The organism is Evansella vedderi, from assembly GCF_030813435.1.
In the GTDB taxonomy this organism is placed as follows: domain Bacteria; phylum Bacillota; class Bacilli; order Bacillales; family Salisediminibacteriaceae; genus Evansella; species Evansella vedderi.
The window spans coordinates 450658-476352 of sequence record NZ_JAUSUG010000001.1 but is presented as its reverse complement, the minus strand read 5'-3'; the positions used below and the strand labels follow the sequence as shown (position 1 = coordinate 476352).

Here is a 25695-nt window from a genome sequence, read left to right as displayed (position 1 = left end):
TAACCGCACTCTCATCGAGAATCCACCTCAAAGGAGATGAAGAAAAAAATGCGAAGAAAACTAATTCAGCTATTTATTTATTCCCTTGTATTCCTATTAACATTCTCAAGTTTCGGCAGCTTCGGTTTTGCCTCTCAAGCTACCAAAGGTGAACTTGCTTCTATTCATTTAGAAGTTAACGAAAGCTCTACAGATATCGTAACGGTAATTGTAGAATTAGAGGAACAGTCTGTTGTTGAGGCAAAACACAATGGCAATGTACAAACAAAAGAGGCTTTAGCAGCAGTCCGTGAAAACGTAATTGCACAAGTGGAAGACGTAGTATCTTCCATCCAAGTAAATCAAGAATATGACTACGTTTTCTCCGGCTTTTCAGTAGAAATACCTGAAAACGAAATCGTACATTTACTAGGTGTTTCTGGGGTGAAAGCAGTATACCCTAACGAAACATATGAAGTAGCAACTGCAGGAGATGCAGAGTTTATCACCCCTGAAGCATTTAGTCCAGCTATGCTGGACAGCGCTCCATTCATCGGTTCAAAGGAAGCTTGGGATGCTGGCTACAAAGGGGCAGGTATCACTGTTGCGATCATTGATACTGGTGTAGATTACACACATCCAGATTTAGTACATGCATTTGGCGACTACAAAGGATGGGATTTCGTAGATAATAACGATGACCCACAAGAAACACCTCCTGGAGACCCTCGTGGTGGATCCACTAACCATGGTACCCACGTTGCTGGTACAGTAGCTGCAAACGGTGCAATAAAAGGGGTAGCTCCTGAAGCTACATTACTTGCTTACCGAGTATTAGGCCCTGGCGGTAGTGGGACTACACAAAATGTTATCGCTGGTATTGAGCGTGCAGTTCAAGACGGTGCAGATATTATGAACCTTTCTTTAGGTAACACCCTTAATAACCCTGATTTTGCAACAAGTATTGCACTTGACTGGGCAATGGCTGAAGGCGTTGTCGCTATTACATCTAACGGAAACAGCGGTCCTAACAACTGGACAGTTGGTTCACCAGGTACATCTCGTGATGCCATTTCTGTAGGTGCAACACGTTTACCTTATAACAAATTTGCAGTTGAAGTAACGACTGGACAAGATGCTGAGTACAGCAGTGCAAAAGTAATGGGCTTTGACAGAGATGAAGATCTTCTCAGCTTAGATGGTAAAACAGTTGGCTTTAAAGCAGCTGGTTTCGGTCAAGTTGAACATTTCGATGGTGACTACGAAGGTAAAATTGCAGTCATTTCACGTGGGCAGCTTCCATTCGTAACTATGGCGGAAAATGCAAAAGCTCAAGGTGCTGTTGGAGTTATTGTTTACAACCACGTTGCCGGAGAAATTCCTTTTGAAATTCCAGGTATGGCACTACCAACTATAAAAATGACAGGCGCAGACGGACAACAACTTTTAGCTGGACTTGAAGCTGGTTACGACACTGTAACATTTGAATTTGAATTAACACAAGAAGTTGGAGAAACAATGGCTGACTTCTCATCCCGTGGTCCAGTTATGAACACATGGATGATCAAGCCAGACGTATCCGCTCCTGGTGTAGCAATCAATAGTACAGTTCCAACTCATAACCCTGAAAACCCACACGGTTATGCATCTTTACAAGGTACTAGTATGGCAGCTCCACATGTTGCCGGTGCAGCCGCACTTATCTTAGAAGCAAATCCTGACTGGAGCCCTGAGTTTGTAAAAGCTGCATTAATGAACACAGCAGAAAACTTATATGATGAAAATGGTGTCCTTTACCCTCATAACAGCCAAGGTGCTGGTAGTATCCGTGTACTTGATGCCATTAACGTAGAAACACTCGTTACACCTGGAAGCCATTCATTTGGAATCTTCTCTAATGAAGAAGATAAGGAAGTAAGACAACAACACTTTACTATCCATAATCTATCAGATGAGCGTAAAAGGTATTCTATTAGTTTCACAGGTCACGAGGGTATTAAAGTTAGAACAAGTAACAACCTGCAAATACAACCAGGCAGAACACAAGATTTAAACTTTACTGTACAAGTAGACGCAGGCAGTCTTGCTCCTGGTTACTATGAAGGTACGTTCTTGATCAGTGATGGTAAGCAAACGCTTGAAGTTCCTACGATTCTATTCGTACAAGAGCCTGATTACCCTATGTTGAACAGCTTAAATCTAGCATTATCTGGTGGTAATTTAATAGGAACAGTCAATGTCCCAGGTGGAGCAGAGGAATTCAACCTTCGTATTAGAAATGCAGACACTGGAGCACTTTTATATGAAACTGCTCATGCAACAAACGTTCCAGTTGGAACTCACAACTTCAGTTGGAATATGACGATTGATGGACAACCATTAACTACTGGGCGTTACCAAATTAATGCTTACGCAAGAACAGGTACGAATGAATTTGAATTGCAAGGCGGAGTATTAACAATAAGTGAAAACTAAGTTTACAGAAAAAGGACAAGAGCTATACTCGCTCTTGTCCTTTTCTTATTACTCTGCTTTCCCGTTGCATATCTTGCGTTTGATACGCCAGTTTCAGTTTCCCCATTTTCGCGTTTCATACATACAACTCTCGAATCACCTACCACTATTTTCGCCTCAAAACCAAAAAAAGGGAGATAAAAGGCTGAAAAAACCAACCTTTTATCTCACCTTCTGCAACAATTTTTTCCTCCTCTACTAAACCCTAACTCCTAAACACGCTCAATCATAAACTCAAACTCCATATCCTCATTAGCGTTAATCAAAATGCTCATCATGAACCGGAGATCCCCAGCTGTCATCTCCATCAACGCCCATTATATTTTTGGTTAATGGGAGGTTACAAGGGAGCTGCCTTCGTAGTCTGCTGCTAAGATGGCTTGAGCTTGTGCTTTTTCTTGAATTTCCACTGCGTACCAGCTTCTGGCATTGCCGTGCTGGGCAATATAGTTCTGCAGTCCGTACATTCCTCTATGATAAGCTGTTAAGGCATGGTCCCAATCGCCGTATTGATTGTGCAGGAAATCCAAATACGTTACAGCCAATTGGATAGAATATAGCGGGTCAAATAACATATCGTGATCGTATGGCAGGTCCGCCATTTCTGCAATCCACGGACTTGTGTTTTTCATAAATTGTGCCAAGCCATAGGCATGTCCATATCGTGTTTCCGGTCCAACTACATTCGGGTCAAATCTTCCGCCCGTTTCCACTCGCAGTAATTCATAAATTAAAAATGGATCGATGTCTTTTTCGAATGCCTCCAAGGCTAAGAACTGACCCCACTCCCTTTTGAACCGACCGTCACTATCCTCATAGAAATGGTCCGCCAATTCGTTTGCCTGCTCCCACATGAGGTAGCCTGCAACAGGAGTTCCCTCTTCATTGTCGCTAGATTGGTATTGTATAAACGCCCGGATGCGCTCCGTTTCCAAAGTCTCCTTGAAATAATCCTTGTCCTCGGCTCGTTTAGTGATTAATGATTCCATGTTATAGTGCATGATTTTATTTTCTGATTGGAAAAAATTATTTTCTGCCTGTGCCAATTCTAGCTCCTCTTCCAAACTAGTAAGCTCGTTTTTCAGCTTCGTAAATTCATTCCCAAAAACCGCAGTAATTGCAACCACAACAATGATCGATGAAATTAACGTGACGATTTTTCTTATTTTCATGATTATCCTCCTTAATAGATTTACCTTCCGAAAGGTAATCTCTTAATAATAAGGGATTTCCACTTTTTTAAGATTTTATACATCCAGTACTTCAACTAATAGATTTAGAATTTGGCAAATCTTGCATTCTATTTCTTGCCAATTACTATGCTAGAATGAGAAACGAACATAAATGGAACAGGGGAAGCATCTATGAGATATTACATAATTCTTATTGGTTTTGTTTTGATTTTGGTTGGCTGTGGAAGTGTGGAGGAGGTTGTCCTGGAACAGGAGTGGGTTAGTTCTCCACATCTACTTCTTAAATCTGACAATATAGTGCGGGAGTTACAGTTTGAAACTATATATAGATTTGAAACCGCTCCTGAGGATACAGCTGTCATAGAAGATGAGGAAGAATCTGTTGAAGACGCAGTTGTCATAGAGGATGCGGCTATCATAGAAGATGAGTCTTTAGGGGCGGGATTGGAAGAAAGTAACGCTGTGGCCAACGGTGGTGACAATGTAGAGAAAGAGAAGAGACGAGATACAGAGAAGGATGAGCAAGATTCTAAAAAGGACAAAGTTGAGGATTCAGAGGATGCGTTTTTTCCAGAAGAAAAGAAGGTAGAGAATGTTGAGCCTCGGGATGCGTTGCCGGGCGGTACGTATAGGAAGTTTCGTTATTTTGATAGTGATGTGCATGTCTATGTTAGCGGTCCTGGTGAGAGGCTGGCTGTGACGAATGGTGGGGTTGGGTCTTCTTTTCGACCGTTGAGTGGAATTTCATTGCCGAATGAAGTGGCGAAGATTAATTTTGGCTTTTTTGGCGGGGAGATTCGGCATATTGGGATGTATTTGGTGGATGGTAGCTACACGTCTACGCCGGATGATAGATTTGTAGATTTGCATTATTATCGGGATGGGCGGATTGAGATTAAGAATTATGGTAGTGATTTGGCATCGAGTGAGGTGGAGCGTTTGCGGGAGGAAACCTATTTTGTGGTGGGGACTAGCTATTCGGTGGTGCAGAATGGTGTGAAGAATTTGGAGAATGCTCATCATTTTAATCATAGTACGCAGCGTCGTCCTCGAACGGTGTTTGGGCAGCGTTCCGATGGACGGTTCCTCTTTGTTGTTGTAGATGGGGGTAGTCGTTCTAATGCTGGAGTAACGGCGGAGCAAAGTGCGGAGATTATGTTGGATTTAGGAAGTGTGCAGGCGGTTAATTTGGATGGCGGAGGGTCTAGTACGTTTATTGTGGATGGGGTTTTAAAGAATCGTCCTTCCGATGGATTTGAGCGGAATATAGGAAGTGCCATGTTTTTAGTACGGTAGCAGGAGTGTGGGATGTCTGAGAAGCAGACCATCCCACGCTCCTTTTTCTTCCGTTTCCGGTTTGAATTTCCAGGTAATTGGCTAATCTATCGATATTGGGTGATAATCTATCGATTGGAAGGGTTAATCTCTCGAATTGTAGCAATAATCTATCGAAATCCACCAATAATCTATCGAACTAGAATAATTATTATCTGCAAGCACCGAAACTACCTTCAATTTCCTTTTACAGAGTACCGAATACTGGAAACTCCTAAAGATGATACGTCTTAAGGAGTTTTTTTCGTTAAAAAATGTTTTTTGTAACTGTTTTGTTCGTTTTATAGGTTAGTTGGTTGGTTTGGAGCGGTTTGAATTTCCAGGTAATTGGCTAATCTATCGATATTGGGTGATAATCTCGATTGGAAGGGTTAATCTCTCGAATTGTAGCAATAATCTATCGAAATCCACCAATAATCTATCGAACTAGAATAATTATTATCTGCAAACTATTTATGAAAAGTAAACAGCCTTTTCCTAAAAAACTAGTAGGTCTAAGTGATTAAATTTTGTCCTAACTGTAACTATTTTTCTAAATTTCAATCAATTCTAACATCTTACTAGTATTTTTCTCCCCCTGCAAATTGGGAATTTTTCTGTTGATAATAAAAAATTACTACTTGTAGTCTATAAATGGGGTTATCAATTTTAATTGTGTGATAATAACGTACTAAAAATGGACATGTGTAATATTGGTCTTAGGTTGGATTAATTTCCCAAAGGTAATTGGTAAAATGTAATGGACAAGATGAACAGACTTGTTTGTGTCGTTTTGTTTGATTACATAGAAAGAGGGGGGAAATTTTTTTTAGTCAATATTTCGCATTACTAAAATTTCGAGAAGGGAATGATTTGTTATGAAGAAATTGTTGATGATTGCACTTGCTATTTTACTAATCTCTTCAATGTTTGTTTTGCCAGTAGGAGCTGTTGGAGAAGGACCGAATTACAATGGGAATGAAACAATTAAAAATGAACGACTTACAAGTCATGAAGACCTTGTGAAGCAAATTGAACGTGCTGCGGAACGCTCCCCTAATATGGAAGCGGAAGTTATCGGGCAATCTGTGAAAGGCAGAGATTTGTACTTAGTGAAGTTTGGTAACAATCCAGACAATCCAACGATTCTTTTCTTAACACAACAGCATGGAAATGAGCAGTTAGTAACGGAGTCTGCATTAAATGTTATTCAAAAGCTTTCAACAAATAGCAGACAAAATCGTGAATTAGCTGATCAAGTAAATGTATTTTTCGTTCCTCGTATTAATCCAGACGGTGCTATAGGTGATGTTGACTTTGATATTTCTGATCACATTGCCGGGGGCACATCCACACGTGCAAATGCTAATGGAGTAGATTTAAACCGTGACCACACTAATCTAACACAGCCAGAAAATCAAGCCCTGCATTATAATGTTTTACAAGCTTATGATATTGATTACCTCGTAGATTTCCATCACCAAGGTGCCCGTTCTGCCATCGATGGTAAGTTAGTATCTGGTTCTATCCTTTACCCTACCAATGAAGGTGTTGATCCTGCCGTTAGGGAAATGTCCAAGCAATTAGGTAAGGTTATGTATGATGCAGTGGAAAGCCGCGGCTGGGGATTACTTGCAAGATATCCTGGTGGTACTGCAAATACAATTGCCCGAAATGGTTTAGCTTACGAATATGGCATCTCCACTCTATTATTTGAAATGAGAGGAATGTCCGATCATGTAAACCCGAATACTATCCTTGGTCAAAAAAGCAATGGCTACTTAATTCAACAAGGTGTTGTTTCCATGGAAGCAGCTATTGCAGCAATTGCTGACGGATCTATTAATGAAGCCGACACTAGCTTCTGGGATACCCTCCCTACTCAGTACTTCATGCCTCAAGAGTAGAGAATAGTATAAGCCACCCTTCCTTCATCTTTCATGATGGGAAGGGTGGCTTTTTTGTATTTTATCCCCCCACGAACCACTATTTTCATAGTGCTAATAGTTATAAATCTCGAATCTTCATTTTTTCAGAAAAATTAGTATATTCCCCTTCCTCACGGGTTATGCTTTTACCGTTTCTATCTACCAAAATGGCATTTTACCACCCAATAAATCTATTTTTTTACCAAAAGAAAGGAAGAAGATATGTTAACGATTAAACGATTAACACTGTTGACCATTGTCATTTCGTATTTATTGATTGTGTTTGGAGGGTTTGTTGCTTCGTCGGAATCGGGGATGGGCTGCGGTCCCGAGTGGCCCCTTTGTAATGGGCAAGTCATTCCTGAACTGAGGGGCGACACCTTGATCGAATTTGCCCACCGCGCTATCGCCCTCGTTGTTGTCATACTTGCAGCAGTTTTGTATGTAAAAGTTAAAAAGGAATCTCCAGATATAGCCCTCCACCGGGGAGCAAATTGGATGGTACCTATTCTCGCTGTCCTCGTGGTAGCTGGTGCTTTCGTTGTGGTTTATGACTTACCACCAATGGTTGTTACCACTCACTTGATGCTGGCAATGATCTTTATGGGGACCCTCCTATGGATTAACCGATTTGAGGATGTGGAGAACTTTCATAAATCATTCCCAACAGGTAAGAGGCGCAGCATTGTTTTTCACACGAATGTATTGATAGTCTTGACACTCTTAACCTTTGCCATTGGCGGATACATTAAGCATCAGTCCTATGGGCTTGCCTGTGGGTGGCTTGATTGTGGTACTTCATTCCTGCCGGGAACCTGGCCGCAGTTTCTGCAAACCTTTCACCGGCTTCTAGCTATTGTGACTACCGTCTATACGATCTTTATAGCCTATTGGACCTTTGCAAAAAAGTGGGGCAGAAGCTTGCAAAATAGGTTCATGCTTGCATCCTTGACCGTTCTCCTGCAATTGGTTTCTGGCGTTTTAACCGTGGTAACTTACATTCCCATTTCATGGGCCGTTATCCACCTGGCCATCGGAACGATACTCTTTATCATTTTTACAGATACTAGGGCATCATTAGGGATAACGAAATCAGCAAGTAAAATAGAAGCACCATCAAACGAATACTCATCCATGTAAAAAATAGGGACGTTTCCTCCATTAAGGACCCGTCCCTATTTTTATTGGAATAATTCCTGGACTTTTTGATAGCTTTCTAATGTACCTATGTCATAGCGCAACCCTTTAAATTTATAGGCATAGACTGGTTTTCGTCCGATAAGCCATGGGATGAAGTGCCCTGGTGCATCGGGGTTATTCCCTTCTTCAAGGTATTCCTTAAAAAGGGGGATCGTCTCCCTTTCATATAGGTAAAAAGGCGGCACTGCTAAGTTTGATTGTGGATTATCCGGCTTTTCTTCAAAGGAAATTACCCTGTCTTCGTTGTTTACTTTAACCACTCCAGACCGCTGCAGTGTTTCCCGGTCATTTATTTCATGCACTGTGATGCAGTCCCCATTCCTTTTTTCGAAGTAATCAACAAAGCTTGTTAATTCGAATTGAAACAAATTATCTCCAGCCAGCACAAGGAAATCATCATCGATCGCAGCCTGCTTTATAACAAACTGAATATCGGCTATGGCACCTAACCTGTTCTCATTTGTGGTAGTTTCATCGTTAATGACGGTGATTTTTTTGGAAAAGGGAAAACTGTCCGCCCACTGAACAAAACTTTTGTAGAATTTGTCATTCGTCACAATAAACACTTCATCAACCGTATCTACCTTCCCTACCTTCTCTAAAATATGTTCCATAACAGGCCTGTCTCTCACCGTTAACAACGACTTTGCCGTGTTTTTTGTGAGAGGGTACAAGCGAGTTCCGTAACCTGCCGCTAATATAATGCATTTCATCGTTATTCGCCCCCCCTTTTTCATGGATACTTAGTTTACGAAGCGCTTTTCGATAAATTTTCAGTCATAGTATCTATTTTTGCCACATAAGGCATAAAGAATTTAATAATATTACCACTAAACAGAGCTATTAAAATAGTTCCTATCCCGATGGCACCACCAAAAACAAGGGCTATTACCACTAAAACAACACTGATGATCGCCCTTGAAATAGCAATACTATAACCCGTTAGTTGACTTACAACAAGCATGGACCGGTCCATGGGATTCGGGGCAAAGTCGGCCTGCAAATTAATGGCAATTCCCAGTCCCGCAAACACCATTCCAAACAATAAGGTGATGCTTTGAGAAATCAGGCTTACAGGCTGAAGGATATCCCCGAGAACAATTAGCCAAAAGTCAATGCCCATTCCTGTGATTAGCGCCGTAAGTAAGGCTAAATATTCCGGCCTCCTTTTGATAGCGATGGCGTTAAAAAGAACCATGGCAAAACCTAATACAATCTCCCAACTCCCTATTGTGAGCCCAAACGTCCTGAATAAGCCAACAAGAACTGCATCAAAGGGGCTTGTTCCCAATTGTGACTGAATGGTTAGTGCAATCCCAAATGTCAAAATAAAAAGACCTAATGTATAAAAGACAAATCGTTTCCATGAAAACCTCATAACTATGTACTCCTCTATCTGCGTATGTACTTCCTTCATCATAGCACACTTGTGAAAAATACGTAGGGACGGCTCCTTGGTGGAACCGTCCCCGTATAGGCATTAAGCTTAGATAACTCTTACTGAGATAATACCTTTAATTTGCTTTATTTTTTCCAGTAAGCCTGGAATTGTGTCTCCATTAATTTTGTTATCAATATCGATCATCGTATAGGCGTAATCACCACGGCTTCGGTTTACCATGTCGGCAATGTTCAGGTGATAATCGGAGATGGCACCTGTAATCTGCCCAACCATATTAGGAACATTCATATGGAAAGCTGCAACCCGACGTTTTCCCGTGTACGGCAGGTCAGCGTTAGGGAAATTCACTGAGTTTTTCACATTACCAGTCTCTAAATATTCCTTTACTTGACGAGATGCCATAATGGCGCAGTTCTCCTCCGACTCAGCCGTAGAGGCACCAAGGTGTGGGATAGGAATGACATTTTCCATTTTTAGAACATTTTCGTTTGGAAAATCTGTAATGTACTTACCTACTGTACCATTTTTAAGGGCAACACCCATATCTTCTTCGTTGACTAGGCCGTCACGGGAGAAGTTTAAAATGTGAACGCCTTTCTTCATCTGCTTGAAGGCTTCTTCGTTGAACATTCCTTTTGTGTCATTCGTTAATGGAACATGTACCGTAATGAAGTCTGAGTATGCAAACAGCTGCTCAATGGTCATGGCACGGTGAACATTTCGAGACAGGTTCCAAGCCGTGTCCACGGAAATGAATGGATCGTAACCGATGACTTCCATGTCTAAATTCAGGGCATCATTGGCCACCAAGGCACCAATGGCACCAAGACCGATGACTCCTAACGTTTTCCCCCTGATTTCCTTCCCAACAAACTGTTTTTTTCCAGCTTCTACAAGCTTCGCCACATCTTCTCCTTCGGTCTTCTCAGCTAGTGACTTGGCCCAAGCGACTCCATCAAAGAGGTTTCGGGAGGAGGCAATTAATGAGGTTAGGACAAGCTCCTTTACGGCATTGGCATTAGCCCCCGGCGTGTTAAAAACTACAATCCCCTGCTCCGTACATTTGTCCACAGGAATATTGTTCACACCTGCCCCAGCCCGGGCAATCGCCTTCAGATTACTGCCGAATTCCATGGAATGCATGTTGAAACTACGAACCACAACAGCATCGGGATTTTCATTGCTGTCATCGATTGTAAAATTCCCCTTCTTGAATTCATTCAGCCCGACCTCGGCAATGTTATTTAATGTCTTAATCGTATTCGTCTTACCTGCAGTAATTGTACTCATCTTATTAACCTCTCTCCGTTTATAATAATTTATTAGTAAATTTTATTGGACTTGCGGTTACATTGTTGAACCTTATTATCTGGAGCTTAAGAAATGTAGTAGGAAATTTGAAGATTTTTTTACAATAAATGGCCATCCCCCCTAGAAATATGCATAAAGAGGTAAGGGATAGAATTCCCTTACCTCTGCCCAGGCGAACGGCTAATCCACGCTATGTGCTCCCTCACGGTACTCCGTGTTCGCCAGTCACACACAGCCTTTAAGTTAATTTATATGTTATCAAAATGTTCAGCAATCTTCAAGTGTAAATTTGTTAGGACATTCACATATAATGGCAAATCAGCCTGGTATTTTGTGGTATTTAACTGGTTGTAGATGATAATTATTCTAGTTCGATAGATTATTGGTGGATTTCGATAGATTACTACCGTAATTCGATAGATAAATGCCTCCAATCGATAGATTATCACCCAATTTCGATAGATTAACCAATTCGCTGGAAATCCAAACCACTTCAAACCTAAGTCACAACCTTTAAAACGTACAAACCAGCTTCAAAAAACATTTTTTAACGAATAAAACTCCCTAAGACGTAACATCTTAAGAAGTTTTTCCCTTATCCCCTATTCGATAGAGCTTGCAAGAATATATGGAACCGTAATTGGTGTTCCCATGACACTTTCGTAAGTGTACGTATCCAGCAATGTGCCCTTTACAGTAACCTTACTTCCTTCAAATAAGGTTGGAGGGTTACTTAGGATTTCCACCCAAACGGAATTGTCCGCATTATAATTATTTGGATCCGAAATATTCACTAAATAGGATTGGGCGGTGTCACTCATGGCATACGGATCATATTGAATAACCTGAGTAACTTCCCCTTTCACTTCAATTTTCATACCGAAGAAGGCATCGAAATTATTTTTTAAGTCTGACGTCGTTACGAGTTGAAATTCAGAAGTTTCCACTTTCGTTTCCGGTTCAGGTTCGGGCTCTACTTCCACCTCGGCTTCTGCAGTTTCCTCTACAGTTGGCTCTTCCTCTTCCACAACCTCTTCTGCTTTTTCAAAAATCTCTTCCGGAAGGGACTTTTTGTTTGATGATCTTAAATTAAAGGAATAGGCATTCGGTTGATTTCCAGCTGACAATTGGAGTAGTTCTGAGTCAGCATAGTGCATTTGCATATCAGAGAAGGACCCTCCAATGACCTCATTCGATAAAAAATGAGTATTCGTAGTTTCATCTACAAATACAGTTAACACCATGGATAACTCTTCTTCAGGAAGACCCTCTCTATCTTTCTCACCTAACTCAAAGACAACTGTGGTCGAATCTTGCAAACTATAATTTTGCACCTCTAGCTCTAGAACAGCAGTATTATTACTGTCTAAAAGGGCAAGAGTGTCCACTACTGTTTCTTCAGGTAAATTCGTCGTAAATTGTATCGTAATTTCTTCCCATTCAGCATCAAAATCTATTTTTTCCAAAAGAAGCTCAAGCTCTTCCCGCTCTACTTCCACAGGCTCCTCCGCTGCAGAATCGTTACTGCAACCGACAGCGAAAAATAACATTCCAACAAATAATAAGGCCTGCATAACATTGTTCTTCATTCTCACTTCTCCTACGCTTTCATATTTAAATTGTGCGCCCTTTATGAGCTTTATAGGAATTTACCGATTGTCCGTTAAACTCTCGATAAATTTACACCAAGCCATGCCGTTATCGTACTTGTTCCGGAAAAAGGAATCGGTCATTTGAACCCCATTTGTATCAGAAAAAATATTAATGGTGTCATAGTGACCATCAACAAAATAAATAGTTAAATCAGCACCGTGAACCAATTGCCGGCTGTCTTTTCTAGCGGTAACTCCACCAATGATCGCCCCTATACCACCAGCAAGGACACCACCAAGGACCGCTCTTCCTGCAGCACTAGTGATAGACGTTCGAAACTCCGTCTCCTCATTGATCCTCAATTCACAACCAAGAATTTGACCCTGTTCCCCCACTGAATATGTCTCCTTGGCAGGATTATAAACCCACAGTCTGCCGTTTCCCTCTTCGTAAAAAATATATTTACCGTCCCAGAAACGTTCATAATTACTAATCTGGATGTCGAAGTCTTGAATAAATTTATTTACTCTACCTTCATCCCGTTTGGCAGAATGATTAGCAATTAAATAAAACACAAACAAAATCCCTACAAAACCTAATACAAGTAGGAAAAGAAATTCCATATTGAACTCACCTCTCCTTTTTTTCTACTTATTTAATATAGACCTCATGTTTACAAAAAGTAAGTGGGAATTGGAGGAAAATAGGGGTTAGAACTGTAGTGGTTGCAAATAAGAATAATTCTAGTTCGATAGATTATTAGTGGATTTCGATAGATTATTGCCGTAATTCGATAGATAACTGCCCCTAATCGATAGATTATTACCCGATTTCGATAGATTAGCCAATTCGATGGAAATTTTAACCACTTCAAACTTAATCCACAACCTATAAAACGCACATAACAGTTACAGAAAACATTTTTTAACGAAAGAAACTCCTTAAGGTAAAACATCTTAAGGGCTGTTCCCGTATTCGACAATCTGAAAAGGGAAACGGAAGGTAGTTTCGGTGTTTGCAGATAATAATTATTCTAGTTCGATAGATTATCACTGGATTTCGATAGATTATTGCCGTAATTCGATAGATAACTGCCCCCAATCGATAGATTATTACCCGATTTCGATAGATTAGCCAATTCAATGGAAATTCTTGTACAGCATAATTCACTTTTTGTTACATGGAAAGCTCCTATTCTAACATTTACAGTTAATAATCCCCCTGCACCGTGATATATATAAAGAAACGAAGCTTATTCCCGTTGTATAATTTAAGGTAGCGACGGTGTCTACACCATAAGAAATATGTGAATACTATTTTTATTGATTTCTTCATCACTCCTTTAACGGAGGTGCATTAACTTGGACCCAATCTACTATTATTTAATCGCCGCTGCTGTTGTGGCATTTATACCTTTGTTACGGACTCTGTTTTGCAGCTTTCATACGTTAGTACATGAAGCTGGGCATGCTATCGCTGCCCTTTTGACGAGCGGAAAGGTATATAAAATTTCTTTGTTCCCTAACACAGAAGGATTGGCCTATACAAGTTACCGTTCCATCCTTAGCGGCGTTATTATTTATTATTCTGGCTATACCTTTTCCACACTGGCAGCTATCCTTTCCTTTTATTTAATTTTTAATGGTGAACTAACTCTTCTATATTATTTCTTTATTTTATTAGCCCTTTGCAGCCTTGTTTTTTGGGTACGGAACTTTTATGGAGTTTTTTGGGTGCTCTTCTTCCTAGGCTCAGCCGTTTATATGGAGTATTACCAGCTAGACACGTTAAGGGAAATGTTTATCCTGTTCTTTTCTAGTATTCTATTAGTACAGTCGATTCTTTCTTCCTTTCAAATTTTCATCATGAGCATTACCACTCCCCGACATGCAGGTGACGCCACAGGACTTGCGGAACTCACCTACATCCCTGCTTTTATATGGGGAACACTTTTCTTCGGCCAATCATTAGCTGGTGCTTATATCATCTTTCAATAACCTCCCTGTCCTATCAGGAAAAAATCACAGGGAGGGTTCACCTAAATGAGTCCAAACTGCTGCAAGCTTTTTTTCATTTTCTCTATATCTGTTTCGTTTCTCATTTCCCTCATTAAAATACCGCATATGGCATCTAGATGATGCTCAGCGTTTAATTCTGTATTTAAAAACCTCCCTAATTCCTTAGCTTCATCTTCCTTCTTAAAGGAAGGTAAATAACCAGGCTCTTCCTCCCCTTTATCTAACTCCATAATCATCATTCGAATAAAATCAGCAATCCTGCCAACCTTATCCAAATTTATTTTTTCAAAGGTATCTTCCGGGGTGTGATAGTATGGCCAATGTCCGCAGGAGAGGAACAAATTTGGCTTTCCGTTTATGTCAAAAATATAATGGTCGGATAAATAAAGAAAGTCGCGATTTCTCACTTTATAAATCTCCAAATCTTCCACCATACCACGCGCTTTACTTACACTCTCGGAAAGCTTCGGACACGTTTCCGCTCCTACTATGAATAGGGAATTCTCACGATTTTTTACCACTAAATCATGGCCACATAAATCAAGGATTACCGCTCCCCTAAACGTGTCCCAATTTAACCCCTCCGGAAGGTGACGATAAAAATGAACACTTCCCATGCTCTCCGTTTGAAAATATGGGGGCTCCTCCATATCGAAAATAGCAAGAACAATATTCATCTGAAGATCTAAATTCCTCAACGCATCCATCACTGCAAGTAAAATGCCCACTGCAGCAGCATTATCATCGGCACCAGGACAACCTCTTAGATGATCATAGTGAGCACCTAACAGCATCCAATCCTCCTTGCTGCCTTTGTTTACCGCCAACAAATTTCTCCCCGTAACTCCGTCATGTGCCAAATAGGACTGTACCCATCCTGTTTTTAACAAAGGATCCAGACCCAGCGTCTCTACCTGTTCTGTAATCATCCTCCGGGCTTCATTATGCCCTTCCGTCCCAGGCACCCGACCATTAAGTGCTGGATCCGACAATTTCTCAATGAACGTAATAAACTCTTGTTTCATACTTTCTCTCCTTTGCCATTTGTCGATGTAAGAAAATCCTGTATAAATTCCGCCAATTTTATGGAAATTAAGTAGTGCATAATTTAACTCAACTGGGGATGTGGAAGGATAACTATGATGAAAACGAAAATCAGGGAGCACCGGTTTCTATTCCTTTGCCTCCTTGTGGTATGGCTAAAAACCTTTATCGTTTCCGGCCTCACATTTTACATAAATATGAACGAAATGCTGCAAGGCTTAGCCTTCGCCATCAATCCCCTGCTATTTTTATTCATCCTATTTACCCCAGGGGTATTTTTCCGTGAAAAATTTCAGCCAACCTATTATCTCGTCATTAGCATTTTATTATCCGTCGTCCTTTATTCCAATATCGTTTACCACCGTGAATTTAGTGATATCATCACCCTCCCCATGCTTCTAATGGGGGCCAATATGGGCGATTTAACCACCAGTATTTTTGCCCTAATCGAGTGGTATGACATCCTTTACTTTATAGACATTTTCTTGATTAGCTTTTTTGTGTGGCGTTGGGAAAAATTCCGATGGTTAACGACCAAACAGGTTTCATTCCGACAGTCAAAGACTGCGGTCTTTACTTTGTTTTTTCTCCTATTTATCATTTTCGCGCAGTTTAAAACATTAGACGCAGCCTACACCTTTAATCGTAACCAATTAGTTCAAACACTGGGCCTATTTAATTATTATATTTACGATGCCATCATCCATACGCAAACGCGGACCCAACCGATTTTTTCCGAAGAAGGGGATTGGGATTCCATAATCAGGTTTTTGCAGGAAAAGCATGTAGAACCAAACCGTGAAATGTTTGGCATTGCTGAAGGGATGAACGTCATTGTTGTTTCACTGGAATCGGTGGAGAGCTTCGTCATCGGCGAGACGTTGCACGGCGAGGAAATAACACCATTTTTGAATGAATTAATCGAAGACAGCTTTTACTTTGACAACTTTTATTATCAGACGGGGCAAGGAAAAACGTCCGATGCGGAGTTTTTGATAAATAATTCCCTTTACCCATTAGGAAGGGGCGCGGTGTTTTTGACCCATGACGATAATAAATTTCGAACGTTGCCAGAGACACTTTTTCGTAATGGGTATTCTACGAATGTGTTCCATGCCAATTATCGAACCTTTTATAACCGGGATGTCATGTACCCAAACTTGGGCTACGAGCAGTATTATTCCTTTAGTTATTTTGATATTTCCACGAAGAATTCCGTGGGATGGGGCTTGAAGGACATCGATTTCATCGAACAATCGATGGAGTATTTAGTAGAGCTGTCTGAACCCTTTTACAGTACGTTTATTACGCTCACCAACCATTTTCCCTATGATTTAGATGAAGAGGATCACTTTATCGAGCCCTTTTATTCCGAAAGTCATATCGTAAATCAATATTTTCCAACGGTCCGCTATACGGATGAAGCGATGCGAATTTTCGTTGAGCGTTTGAAGGAAACGGGCCTTTATGAAAATACTGTTTTAGTAATGTACGGAGATCATTACGGTTTGGCGGAAAGTCAGTACGATGCTTTAGGGCAGTTTTTGGGCAAGGAGATTACTGTCCATGATGCCGTCAAGCTGGAACGGGTACCGCTGATTATTCATATTCCTGGGTTAGAGGGGGCGACTGGAACGATGAGCACTGTCAGCGGACAAGTAGATGTCATGCCAACTTTGTTGAATCTATTAGGGATCGAAGAAATGGAAGGGGCGGAACATATTATGTTCGGAAGTGACTTGTTCGCCGAAGATCGAGAGGACTTCGTCGTCTTGCGCGATGGAACAGTCATTACCGATGGACTCATTTACACCAACGAAATGTGCCTTAAGAGCGAAACGGGAGAGTCTGTTCCCTTGCGTGAATGTGAAGAGCTTCGGGAGCGAGGCATGACTGAACTGAACTATTCTGACAAAATCATATACGGAGACTTGTTAAGGTTTAAATAGTCGCGAATTACTTAAATCTATTAGCAACAAAGCAACCGTAATCTTTATCTATGATATAATTTTTTATAATATTGTAATCAATCCTATTTCAGAGAGGGGTAGAAACGAATGAAATTAAGGAAACTTCGGGAAAAATTAAGCCAATTAGGCTTGGACGGAATGCTTGTTACAAACCAATATAATAGAAGATACATATCTGATTTTACGGGATCCGCTGGTGTACTACTTATTTCTCCATCAGAAGCAAAGCTATTAGTGGACGGTCGCTACACGGATCAAGCGATGGATCAGGCCAAGGAGTTTGAGATCGTTCAATCCCCAAGAAACCTCCTTCAAGCAATTACCGATCAGGTTGAACAAATGGGAATAAAAAGGCTTGGGTATGAAGCGGACCATCTAAGTGTTACCCAATTTAATCAATACAAAGATAATATCAATGCAGAACTGGCTGCCACTTCTAAAATTATTGAAACGTTACGAATTGTAAAAACAGAAGACGAATTAGTACAAATGCGGGGCGCTGCGCAAATCGCAGAAAAGGCGTTTCAACACATTTTAACGGTGATTAAGCCTGGTATAACGGAAAGGGATATTTCCGCAGAATTGATTTTTCAAATGCAAAAGCTTGGGGCAAGTGGTCCTGCCAATGATCCGATTGTTGCTTCCGGTTGGAGGTCAGCTCTCCCCCACGGGCGAGCAACGGACAAAGTTATTGAAAATGGGGATATCCTCACTATGGATTTCGGAGCCATTTATAACGGCTATCTCTCGGACATGACTCGGACGCTGGCCATTGGCGAACCACCTGCTGAATTGAAGAAGATTTATAACATCGTCCTAGATACCCTTGAGCACTCGAAGGAAAAGGCAATGCCGGGAGTCACTCCACGGGAACTAGATAAATTCGCACGGGATTATTTGGACGCACAAGGTTACGGGAAGTACTTTATCCATAGCATCGGGCATGGCCTTGGACTTGACCTCCATGAAGACCCATTCTCCTCTTCAGAAGAAGTTTTCGAGGAAAACATGGTTTTCACCATTGAACCAGGTGTTTATATCTCTGGCCTAGGAGGCGTCCGAATCGAAGACGATGTGGTCATCAAAAAAGACGGTGTCGAAGTATTAACACCATCTAATAAGAAGCTCATCATTTTATAGTTTGGAGAAAGATGAAAATCAAAGAATGTCCAAATCATCGTGGGTCATTTACTTATTACAACCTTTAATGGACAAAAATCATTCCCCTACTTCGAATAGAAATAAGGTGCAGTTAAAGACCTTATGAAAACTGTATGATTTGGAAACATAGAATCAGCCCCCGTACTTCAAAATAATGTATAATGGGTACAGAGATTTATTTTTTCATAGATTGGGGGGATTTAAATGTACTGTCACCGTTGTGGTAGTGGTAAATTACCGGATGATTATTTGTTCTGTCCTAAATGTGGAGCGAGGCTGGATTGTGCAGAGGAACAGGATGAACAGGAAATCCAGGGGCAGATCAGCGATTCAGAGGACCAAAAAAGAATAACATCTTCTGATGAAACTGGTAAAGAAGATCTTCCGGAAAACACTAACCTACAGGAAAGTACAGATAACCCAGAAGCTACAATTCACGAAGAAAGTATGGAAACTGTAGACAATACAGATCAGCAGGGCGATGCCGACAAACCTAATTTGGAAAAGTCCGGAGAAAATGAGGAGGCATCTGAGGAACCAGAGGGCGAAAATAAGTTAAATCAGCAGGAAAAAGAGGACAATGCTCATGACCTGGAAGATGCTGATCAAATTGATGATACGGAACAAGGCTTGGACGAAACGATTCATACTGACACCCTAGAAGCTGAAAATCAATTTGAAGATACAAACACCAATGAAACCGCGAATCAACTTAACGAAACGGACACGCATGAAACTGCGAATCAACTTGAAGATGCTGACACCTATGGAGCTACAGATATTATAGAAGATACTGATAGTCTAGTTTCTGAGAATCAGGATGACCAAGATCGCGAAAGACTACTTAATGATACGGACCTGATCTCAAATAGCAGCAATCTTCAGGAAATCCTGGATACTTCTGAGGAGCCAACAGCATACAACAAGTCAACGGAAGTTGCCACTTTAGATCCGGATTCATCCTTAGTAGTAGACCCGGCTCACCATGAATTGGAGCACAGCAGTAAGAATGAGCTGGAACTTATTTTGGAAAATCAGCAAAATGAAGTCCTTTCTAGATCCAACGGTAAAATTTCTCTCTGGTTCACGATAGCAACTCCTCTCATTAGCTTGTTATTCATTTCTTCTGGAATTATTTATTATTTTTTTCATGAATCAAATATTAATGAAGAGGTATTAGCTTTACAGATTTCCGGGGAAGAAGCTGCGTTAAATGGCCATTTTGAAAGGGCGGAACAAGCATTTACGGAAGCCTTGAATTTGCGGCCGAATTACTCTGTTTTAGTTGACAACCTTGAAGAAATTCAATTGGCGATGGAGATAAGGGCTACCCTTGATGAGGTTTCGGAAAAAATTGCAGATCAAGAATACGATGAGGCTGAGGAATTACTTTATTTTTCCAGGGAGAGGTTGGAAGGGCAAGGAGGTATCTTGTTTGATCCTTATCACGATAAAGTGAATGAACTTCAACTCCTTATTTCCAAAGGAAAAATTGACTCCCAGTTGGAAGAGCAAACGACTGTTGGTGAGCTTGCGAATCTATTAAACCATCTTGCTCTTCTTCCTTCTGGCAAAGGGCAAGAGCTTCGAGAACAAATAATTTACAAGATTGTGGAAACTAGTCTAGGTGAGGCTTCCATTTCCCTTGAAAACTATCATTTTTCACAGGCCCTATCAACAGTTAATAGAGGGCTGGAGCTAGCGGTGAATAACTCGGAACTCCTTGATTTAAAGGAAGAGATTAAACAGAAGCAGTCGGAGTTTTCACAGGCGGAACAGGAACGGTTAGAGGAAGCTGCAGAGGTTGCGGCTCGAGAGGATTTACGGAATAGAACGGAGGCAGTTAATATTAGCTCATTTGAGACAGAATTAACAGAAGATGGTGACCTTTACCTTCACGGTGAAGTGGTGAATCAAGCGACGCGGACCATTTATTCCATTACGATTTATTATTCTGTCCTTGATGGGGAAAACACTCATGTAACGGAAGGGCATACTGTCATCACGCCCTACTATTTAAGCCCTGAAGAGAAAGGTGTTTTTGAAGATACAATTAGTCTTTCTAAGGAATATGAAGAACTTACGGTAAAAATTGAGAGTATTACTTGGGAATTGGAGTAAAGGAAGGTGAAAACAGTATGAGAAGAAATTGGCAAATTATCATTAGCACTATTTTTACCTTAGCCATCATAGGTTTAGGAGTTTATGGGTTTCACTATATTTCTACTTCCATACCTACTCAGCTGAGTACACCTTCTACTATTTTAGTATCGGGAGAATTCGAGGATGTGAACCAGGACCAGGGTGTTTCACAGCAGTCTAAGGAATTAAGTGATGTCATTCGGGAATCGCAGCAGCGTGTGGTGAAAATCGAAACTCCAGACGGAACGATCGGCTCAGGTTTTTTATATAACGATAAAGGTGATATTGTTACCAATGCCCATGTAGTAGCAGGCACAAAGGACGTTATCATCATTTCCGCAGATATGAGACAGCTCGATGGGACCGTGATTGGGATTAGCGAAACAACGGATGTGGCCCTCGTCCGTGTGGAAGACTTAGCTGGTGAGGATCCCCTGAAGATAAGCTTTGAAAGTCCGGCAATTGGGGACGATGTCCTAGCATTAGGGAGCCCCTTCGGCTTTGAAAATACCGTTACAACAGGGATCATCAGTGGCGTTAACCGTAATTTCGAGATCCCCCCTTACAACTTTGAGGATGTGTTTCAAATTACAGCGCCTATCGCCCAGGGAAATAGTGGTGGCCCGCTAGTGAATAGTAAAACGGGGGAAGTGGTGGGAATTAATTCCGCCGTTATAGAGCAAACCTCCATTGGATTTAGTATCCCTATTTTAAATGTTATTGGGTTGCTGGAGGGCTGGGCTTCCACCCCAATGGGTGCTATACCGAATGTGGCAGATGATCAAAACGCACAAGGACATGGACAGAGTTACCCATACGATAATCATGTGTATAGTAACTCTGAGATGGATCTCGCTATCTTTTTAGTAAGCTACTTTTATGAAAACATTAATTTCCATGACTTTATTACGGCTTATTCTTTCTTAGGAAACTCGTGGCAGACAAATACAACCTATGAAAACTTCCGAAACGGCTTTATAAATATAGAATGGATTACAGTAGATGATATTTGGGTGGAGGAAGAAAACTTAGAGGCTGTTGATACTGGAGAGAACTTAACCGTTATTACCAAAATTACCGTTCAAGAACGGAAAGATGGAAGAAGTACCTTTGAAAAATATGAACTCACTTATACTGTAGGCTACGAAAATGATCAATTAAAGCTGTTATCCGTTGAAGAAGAAAAATTGGACTAGGCTGTTTTTTTAAAAGATTGCTCTTATATATAATGTGGCTTGGATACGCTGCAGGCGGACGCTTTCCGCGGGCAACGCCTCAGCCTCCTCGTGCTTTTCCGGCTGGAGTCACCGCCTTCCGGCTTCTCCAAGCTTTTCAAAAGAAGCAACAAACGATTCCCAATACAACCTTTAGTTAAGAGGGAAAATCAAAAGATTTTTTACCTTTTGATTTCCCCCTTTTTTCTACCCTTAAATTTGAACTGGCTTTTTTGAATGGAGTGATTGGTAGCAGGCTTGAATGGTCTTTATATTATTCAAGGTCTGCTCTCCTGTGTAGCTTGGCTCCTCCCCATTTAACACACAGTTGGAAAAATGCTCTACTTGCAGTTCATATTGATTACCTTTAAAGGTCTCTGTCCGTTCTTCCCCCGTTTCGTTTTTGACAATTACCTGGGCTAGGCCTGATTCCAATCGGTCTGGCCTGTAGGCAAATGGAACATAAATGGAACCTTTTGTCCCAAATATTTCATAGTTATCATCCATGGGTTCTTCGAAGCTGCTATGAATCATTGCCGTGACTCCACTAGGGAAGGTGAGTATTCCTGCAGCATTTGTATCCACTTGGAAATCAGGATGAATTTTTCCCGTCACATAGACTTCCGTAGGCTCCTCCCCTAAAATTAACCGAGACGAATGGATACAATAACAGCCCACATCCCAAATGGAACCTCCACCAAGCTCCCCATTCAAACGAATATTCTCCCGCTGCTCTTCAAAATTAAGTTTAAACGTAAAGGTAGATCGCATGTGGCGTACTTCCCCAATTTCCCCTGAGGAAATAATTTCCTTTACTCGCTGATGCTGTGGCTGGAATTGATACATGAATGCTTCCATAAAAATTACACCGTTCTCACGGCACCCATCCACCATTTCCTGAACATCTTCTGCTGTTAATGCAGCCGGTTTTTCGCAAAGAACATGCTTCCCTTTGGCAGCTGCCTTTAGAACCCATTCCTTATGTAACGTATTGGGAAGTGGGATGTAAACAGCGTCGATGGAAGTGTCCTCCAAAAGCTCCTCATAGCTTCTGTATATTTGCGAAATCCCAAGAGCCTCTGCAAATGCCTCCACTTTGTCGCTTGCGCTAGCTACTGCTGCTACTTCTACATTGGGTACATTCTGCAGTGCAGGAATGATCGCTTTTCTTCCGATATTTGCCGTGCTCAAAATTCCCCATCTTACCTTCTTATCCATTCATAACATCCCCTTTTCTTTTTGTTTATTTATATTCCTACAATGTTTGTTTCGGAGAATATATATGGCTTGGATACGCTACAGGCGTAATGTCACCGTCCTGGTTCCCGGGCAACGCCTCAGCCTCCTCGGGAAGAGCTCTCTCCGAGGTCTTCAGCCATTAAGTTACAACTCACAGCTGTCTCGTGAAGCCTCGCTCGTCGCTGGAGTCGAGTTGGAATTTACTTTGTTAATTAGCTTCTACAGTAATTATGTATGATCCTTCCTTTTACCTATCCTCTTAAATTCTGTTATCCAAATAGGATGAGGTTCGCTGCTGCTATGGCAACTACGATGGCAGCAAAGCGTTTAATTTTTTCCTGAGAAAGCCTTGCAAAAAATCGAATACCTATCCTAGAACCGATAAGTACACTAGCTAGTCCAACTAGAAAGGAACCTAGAAAATCAATGGAAAAGTCCCCATTTATTCCATGGAGAGCAATGGTGATAAGGGCGGTTACCAAAAAGGATATTTGCAAGTTTGCACTATAAGCATACTTGTTATCATGGTAAATCAACAAGAAATAAAACACAAAGAACGGCCCCCCAACAGCAAAAATCCCCCCAATGAGTCCCCCGAAAAATCCAAGGGTAATAGGAAGCCAAGTTTGGTTCACCTTCTTACCTGGTTTCGGTCCCTTACTGCAGAATAAGTAAATGACAACTGCAATAAGAAAAATACCTAAAAATGTCTTTAAAATATCCATTTCCCCATAATGACTAAGAATCAAGAATCCGACATATCTTCCCACCACTGCAGCACTTAAAATAACAAGGAGTGATTTCCATTTTATATGCTTCCACAACTGAAGGGCAATGCTCACTGATAGGACGAATGCTAACGAAACGACAAGCAGTGTACTTTCCTTAACCGTAAACAAAAAGGGCAAAAAGCTCATGGCAATAATTCCAAAACCAAACCCACTAGCCCCTTGAATAAAGCTCCCAAACAATAATATAAAAAATATGAACAGCAACTCTATAATCATGCACAGCGAACCTTTCCTTTTATCTATCCCTTAATGAGACTTCCTTGAACATATTTTAACGCTACCTACGTTTATTAACAAATAAACAGCAAATAATTCCCCTAAAAAAAGTTATTACACAAAAATATTGAAAAATTACGAATTTTCTTAAATACAAATCTTATTTTTTTAATAATCCTTTGATACGACAAAATTAACTCTTGTTTTATTATTTGAAATTAGGCATTATAAAGTTGTAGGATTATTTTGAAATATTTTATTAAACAAACAAATAAAAGGGGGAGTTTGATGAAGCTTATTGCAAAATTAATTGTCGGGATTATTGCCGGTATTTTGATTGGACTAATGAATATTACTATTATTACAGAACTGATGGTAACGGTGAAGGATATATTTGGTCAGTTCATAGGTTTTGTGATTCCATTTATTATTTTATTTTTCATTGCTTCTGGTGTATCGAAGCTTGGAAATCAATCTGGAAAGATGGTTGGATTCACCGTGGGAAGTGCTTATATTTCTACGCTACTTGCAGGTCTTTTTGCATTTATTGTTGCTATCACCGTTATTCCATTCCTTAACACGACTGAGCGCTCAGTTGAAGAAGGTGCCGGCGTAGAAGGGTTGTTCGCCTTAGAAATCGCACCCCTAATGGGTGTCATTACCGCCTTAGTAATGGCCTTCCTCTTTGGGATTGGTATTGCCAAAACGAAGAGTCAGACACTAATGAACGTTTTTGACGAAGGGAAAAACATTATTGACCTCGTCATCTCAAAGATCATCATCCCATTTTTACCCGTCTATATCGCTGGTATATTTGCAGGATTAGCAGCTGAAGGAACCGTGTTTGATACATTACAAATGTTCGGTATAGTCCTCCTAGTGGTCATCGTAACTCACTGGGTTTGGCTCACGATTCAATATGTTACTGCGGGTAGCCTTGCAAAACGAAATCCATTCTCGTTATTAAAAAATATGCTCCCAGCGTATTTTACAGCCCTTGGAACGATGAGCAGTGCAGCAACGATCCCTGTAACATTAAAGCAAGTAAAGAAAAATAAAGTAAAGGAAGAGGTTGCAGACTTTGCAGTTCCTTTGTGTGCAACGACACACCTCTCCGGAAGTGTCATCACCATCGTTGCCTGTGCCGTGGCCGTCATGTCCGTAATGGGTGAGTACACGGTACCAACCTTCGGAGAAATGATTCCGGTTATTTTAATGCTCGGCATCATCATGATTGCTGCTCCAGGGGTACCTGGTGGTGCCATTATGGCAGCATTAGGTGTATTAACAACCATGCTAGGTTTCAATGAAGCAGCAATGGGATTAATGATCGCCCTATACATGGCTCAAGACAGCTTTGGAACAGCAACGAACGTAACAGGAGACGGAGCGATCAACATTCTCGTAGACCGATTCGCTAAAAAATAGGGAAGCAAATAACGAAATCACAACAAACAGTCAAAAAG

22 protein-coding genes and 1 riboswitch are annotated in these 25695 nt (G+C 40.9%); of the genes, 11 read left to right on the top strand and 11 right to left on the bottom strand.

The window, feature by feature from the left end; all coding sequences use genetic code 11:
• The first annotated feature begins 48 nt into the window (after nucleotides 1–48).
• Complete coding sequence (locus tag J2S74_RS02220) at nucleotides 49–2454, top strand: S8 family serine peptidase (protein ID WP_307321252.1); 2406 nt, start codon at nucleotides 49–51, stop codon at nucleotides 2452–2454.
• Between the two features lie 368 nt (nucleotides 2455–2822).
• Here J2S74_RS02220 and J2S74_RS02215 read toward each other — a convergent pair whose 3' ends face one another.
• A complete protein-coding gene (locus J2S74_RS02215; RefSeq protein ID WP_307321249.1) occupies nucleotides 2823–3665 on the bottom strand; it encodes a lytic transglycosylase domain-containing protein in 843 nt (280 codons plus the stop codon).
• A 192-nt stretch (nucleotides 3666–3857) separates the two neighbouring features.
• Here J2S74_RS02215 and J2S74_RS02210 point away from each other — a divergent pair, with 192 nt between their 5' ends.
• From J2S74_RS02210 to J2S74_RS02195, 4 genes are all read left to right on the top strand, one after another.
• Nucleotides 3858–4982 carry a phosphodiester glycosidase family protein gene (locus tag J2S74_RS02210; RefSeq protein WP_307321246.1) on the top strand — a complete coding sequence of 375 codons (1125 nt, stop codon included), beginning with the start codon at nucleotides 3858–3860 and terminating at the stop codon, nucleotides 4980–4982.
• A 12-nt stretch (nucleotides 4983–4994) separates the two neighbouring features.
• Entirely contained in the window at nucleotides 4995–5255 is a 261-nt protein-coding gene (locus tag J2S74_RS02205) for a hypothetical protein (RefSeq protein WP_307321243.1), read from the top strand.
• A gap of 623 nt (nucleotides 5256–5878) precedes the next feature.
• Complete coding sequence (locus J2S74_RS02200; RefSeq protein WP_307321240.1) at nucleotides 5879–6907, top strand: M14 family zinc carboxypeptidase; 1029 nt, start codon at nucleotides 5879–5881, stop codon at nucleotides 6905–6907.
• A 243-nt stretch (nucleotides 6908–7150) separates the two neighbouring features.
• Nucleotides 7151–8068: a COX15/CtaA family protein gene (locus J2S74_RS02195; protein WP_307321239.1), complete on the top strand. Its 918-nt coding sequence runs from the start codon at nucleotides 7151–7153 to the stop codon at nucleotides 8066–8068.
• Between the two features lie 41 nt (nucleotides 8069–8109).
• Here the strand turns inward: J2S74_RS02195 and J2S74_RS02190 are convergent, their stop codons facing one another.
• The 7 genes from J2S74_RS02190 to J2S74_RS02160 form a co-directional block, all read right to left on the bottom strand.
• Nucleotides 8110–8841, bottom strand: a complete 732-nt coding sequence (locus J2S74_RS02190; RefSeq protein ID WP_307321236.1) for a nucleotidyltransferase family protein — start codon at nucleotides 8839–8841, stop codon at nucleotides 8110–8112.
• Nucleotides 8842–8876: 35 nt separating this feature from the next.
• Nucleotides 8877–9506: a YczE/YyaS/YitT family protein gene (locus J2S74_RS02185; RefSeq protein WP_307321233.1), complete on the bottom strand. Its 630-nt coding sequence runs from the start codon at nucleotides 9504–9506 to the stop codon at nucleotides 8877–8879.
• A 108-nt stretch (nucleotides 9507–9614) separates the two neighbouring features.
• Nucleotides 9615–10820 carry a phosphoglycerate dehydrogenase gene (locus tag J2S74_RS02180; protein WP_307321230.1) on the bottom strand — a complete coding sequence of 402 codons (1206 nt, stop codon included), beginning with the start codon at nucleotides 10818–10820 and terminating at the stop codon, nucleotides 9615–9617.
• A 180-nt stretch (nucleotides 10821–11000) separates the two neighbouring features.
• Nucleotides 11001–11080: riboswitch (ZMP/ZTP riboswitch) on the bottom strand.
• A 9-nt stretch (nucleotides 11081–11089) separates the two neighbouring features.
• Nucleotides 11090–11338 (bottom strand): hypothetical protein, encoded by a 249-nt coding sequence (locus J2S74_RS02175; RefSeq protein ID WP_307321228.1) that lies wholly within the window; start codon nucleotides 11336–11338, stop codon nucleotides 11090–11092.
• Between the two features lie 105 nt (nucleotides 11339–11443).
• Complete coding sequence (locus J2S74_RS02170) at nucleotides 11444–12430, bottom strand: hypothetical protein (RefSeq protein ID WP_307321225.1); 987 nt, start codon at nucleotides 12428–12430, stop codon at nucleotides 11444–11446.
• 60 nt (nucleotides 12431–12490) lie between these two features.
• Nucleotides 12491–13057 (bottom strand): hypothetical protein, encoded by a 567-nt coding sequence (locus J2S74_RS02165; protein ID WP_307321222.1) that lies wholly within the window; start codon nucleotides 13055–13057, stop codon nucleotides 12491–12493.
• A 50-nt stretch (nucleotides 13058–13107) separates the two neighbouring features.
• On the bottom strand, nucleotides 13108–13308 hold the full coding sequence (locus J2S74_RS02160) for a hypothetical protein (protein WP_307321219.1): 201 nt from the start codon (nucleotides 13306–13308) through the stop codon (nucleotides 13108–13110).
• 487 nt (nucleotides 13309–13795) lie between these two features.
• Between J2S74_RS02160 and J2S74_RS02155 the strand changes: the two genes are divergently transcribed.
• Nucleotides 13796–14431 (top strand): M50 family metallopeptidase, encoded by a 636-nt coding sequence (locus J2S74_RS02155; protein WP_307321216.1) that lies wholly within the window; start codon nucleotides 13796–13798, stop codon nucleotides 14429–14431.
• 41 nt (nucleotides 14432–14472) lie between these two features.
• Here J2S74_RS02155 and J2S74_RS02150 read toward each other — a convergent pair whose 3' ends face one another.
• Nucleotides 14473–15477, bottom strand: a complete 1005-nt coding sequence (locus tag J2S74_RS02150) for a M28 family metallopeptidase (RefSeq protein WP_307321213.1) — start codon at nucleotides 15475–15477, stop codon at nucleotides 14473–14475.
• A 117-nt stretch (nucleotides 15478–15594) separates the two neighbouring features.
• Here J2S74_RS02150 and J2S74_RS02145 point away from each other — a divergent pair, with 117 nt between their 5' ends.
• From J2S74_RS02145 to J2S74_RS02130, 4 genes are all read left to right on the top strand, one after another.
• A complete protein-coding gene (locus J2S74_RS02145) occupies nucleotides 15595–17445 on the top strand; it encodes an LTA synthase family protein (RefSeq protein WP_307321211.1) in 1851 nt (616 codons plus the stop codon).
• A 108-nt stretch (nucleotides 17446–17553) separates the two neighbouring features.
• Entirely contained in the window at nucleotides 17554–18606 is a 1053-nt protein-coding gene (locus tag J2S74_RS02140) for a M24 family metallopeptidase (RefSeq protein WP_307321209.1), read from the top strand.
• A gap of 225 nt (nucleotides 18607–18831) precedes the next feature.
• Nucleotides 18832–20748, top strand: a complete 1917-nt coding sequence (locus J2S74_RS02135; protein WP_307321206.1) for a zinc ribbon domain-containing protein — start codon at nucleotides 18832–18834, stop codon at nucleotides 20746–20748.
• Nucleotides 20749–20765: 17 nt separating this feature from the next.
• Entirely contained in the window at nucleotides 20766–21965 is a 1200-nt protein-coding gene (locus tag J2S74_RS02130; RefSeq protein WP_307321204.1) for a S1C family serine protease, read from the top strand.
• A gap of 231 nt (nucleotides 21966–22196) precedes the next feature.
• Here the strand turns inward: J2S74_RS02130 and J2S74_RS02125 are convergent, their stop codons facing one another.
• Together J2S74_RS02125 and J2S74_RS02120 are read right to left on the bottom strand one after the other, a co-directional pair.
• A complete protein-coding gene (locus J2S74_RS02125; RefSeq protein WP_307321201.1) occupies nucleotides 22197–23201 on the bottom strand; it encodes a Gfo/Idh/MocA family protein in 1005 nt (334 codons plus the stop codon).
• Between the two features lie 290 nt (nucleotides 23202–23491).
• Nucleotides 23492–24229, bottom strand: a complete 738-nt coding sequence (locus J2S74_RS02120) for a sulfite exporter TauE/SafE family protein (protein ID WP_307321198.1) — start codon at nucleotides 24227–24229, stop codon at nucleotides 23492–23494.
• Nucleotides 24230–24517: 288 nt separating this feature from the next.
• On the opposite strand from J2S74_RS02120, the gene J2S74_RS02115 reads away from it, so the two are divergent.
• Entirely contained in the window at nucleotides 24518–25657 is a 1140-nt protein-coding gene (locus J2S74_RS02115; RefSeq protein WP_307321194.1) for a dicarboxylate/amino acid:cation symporter, read from the top strand.
• The last annotated feature ends 38 nt before the right edge of the window (nucleotides 25658–25695 follow it).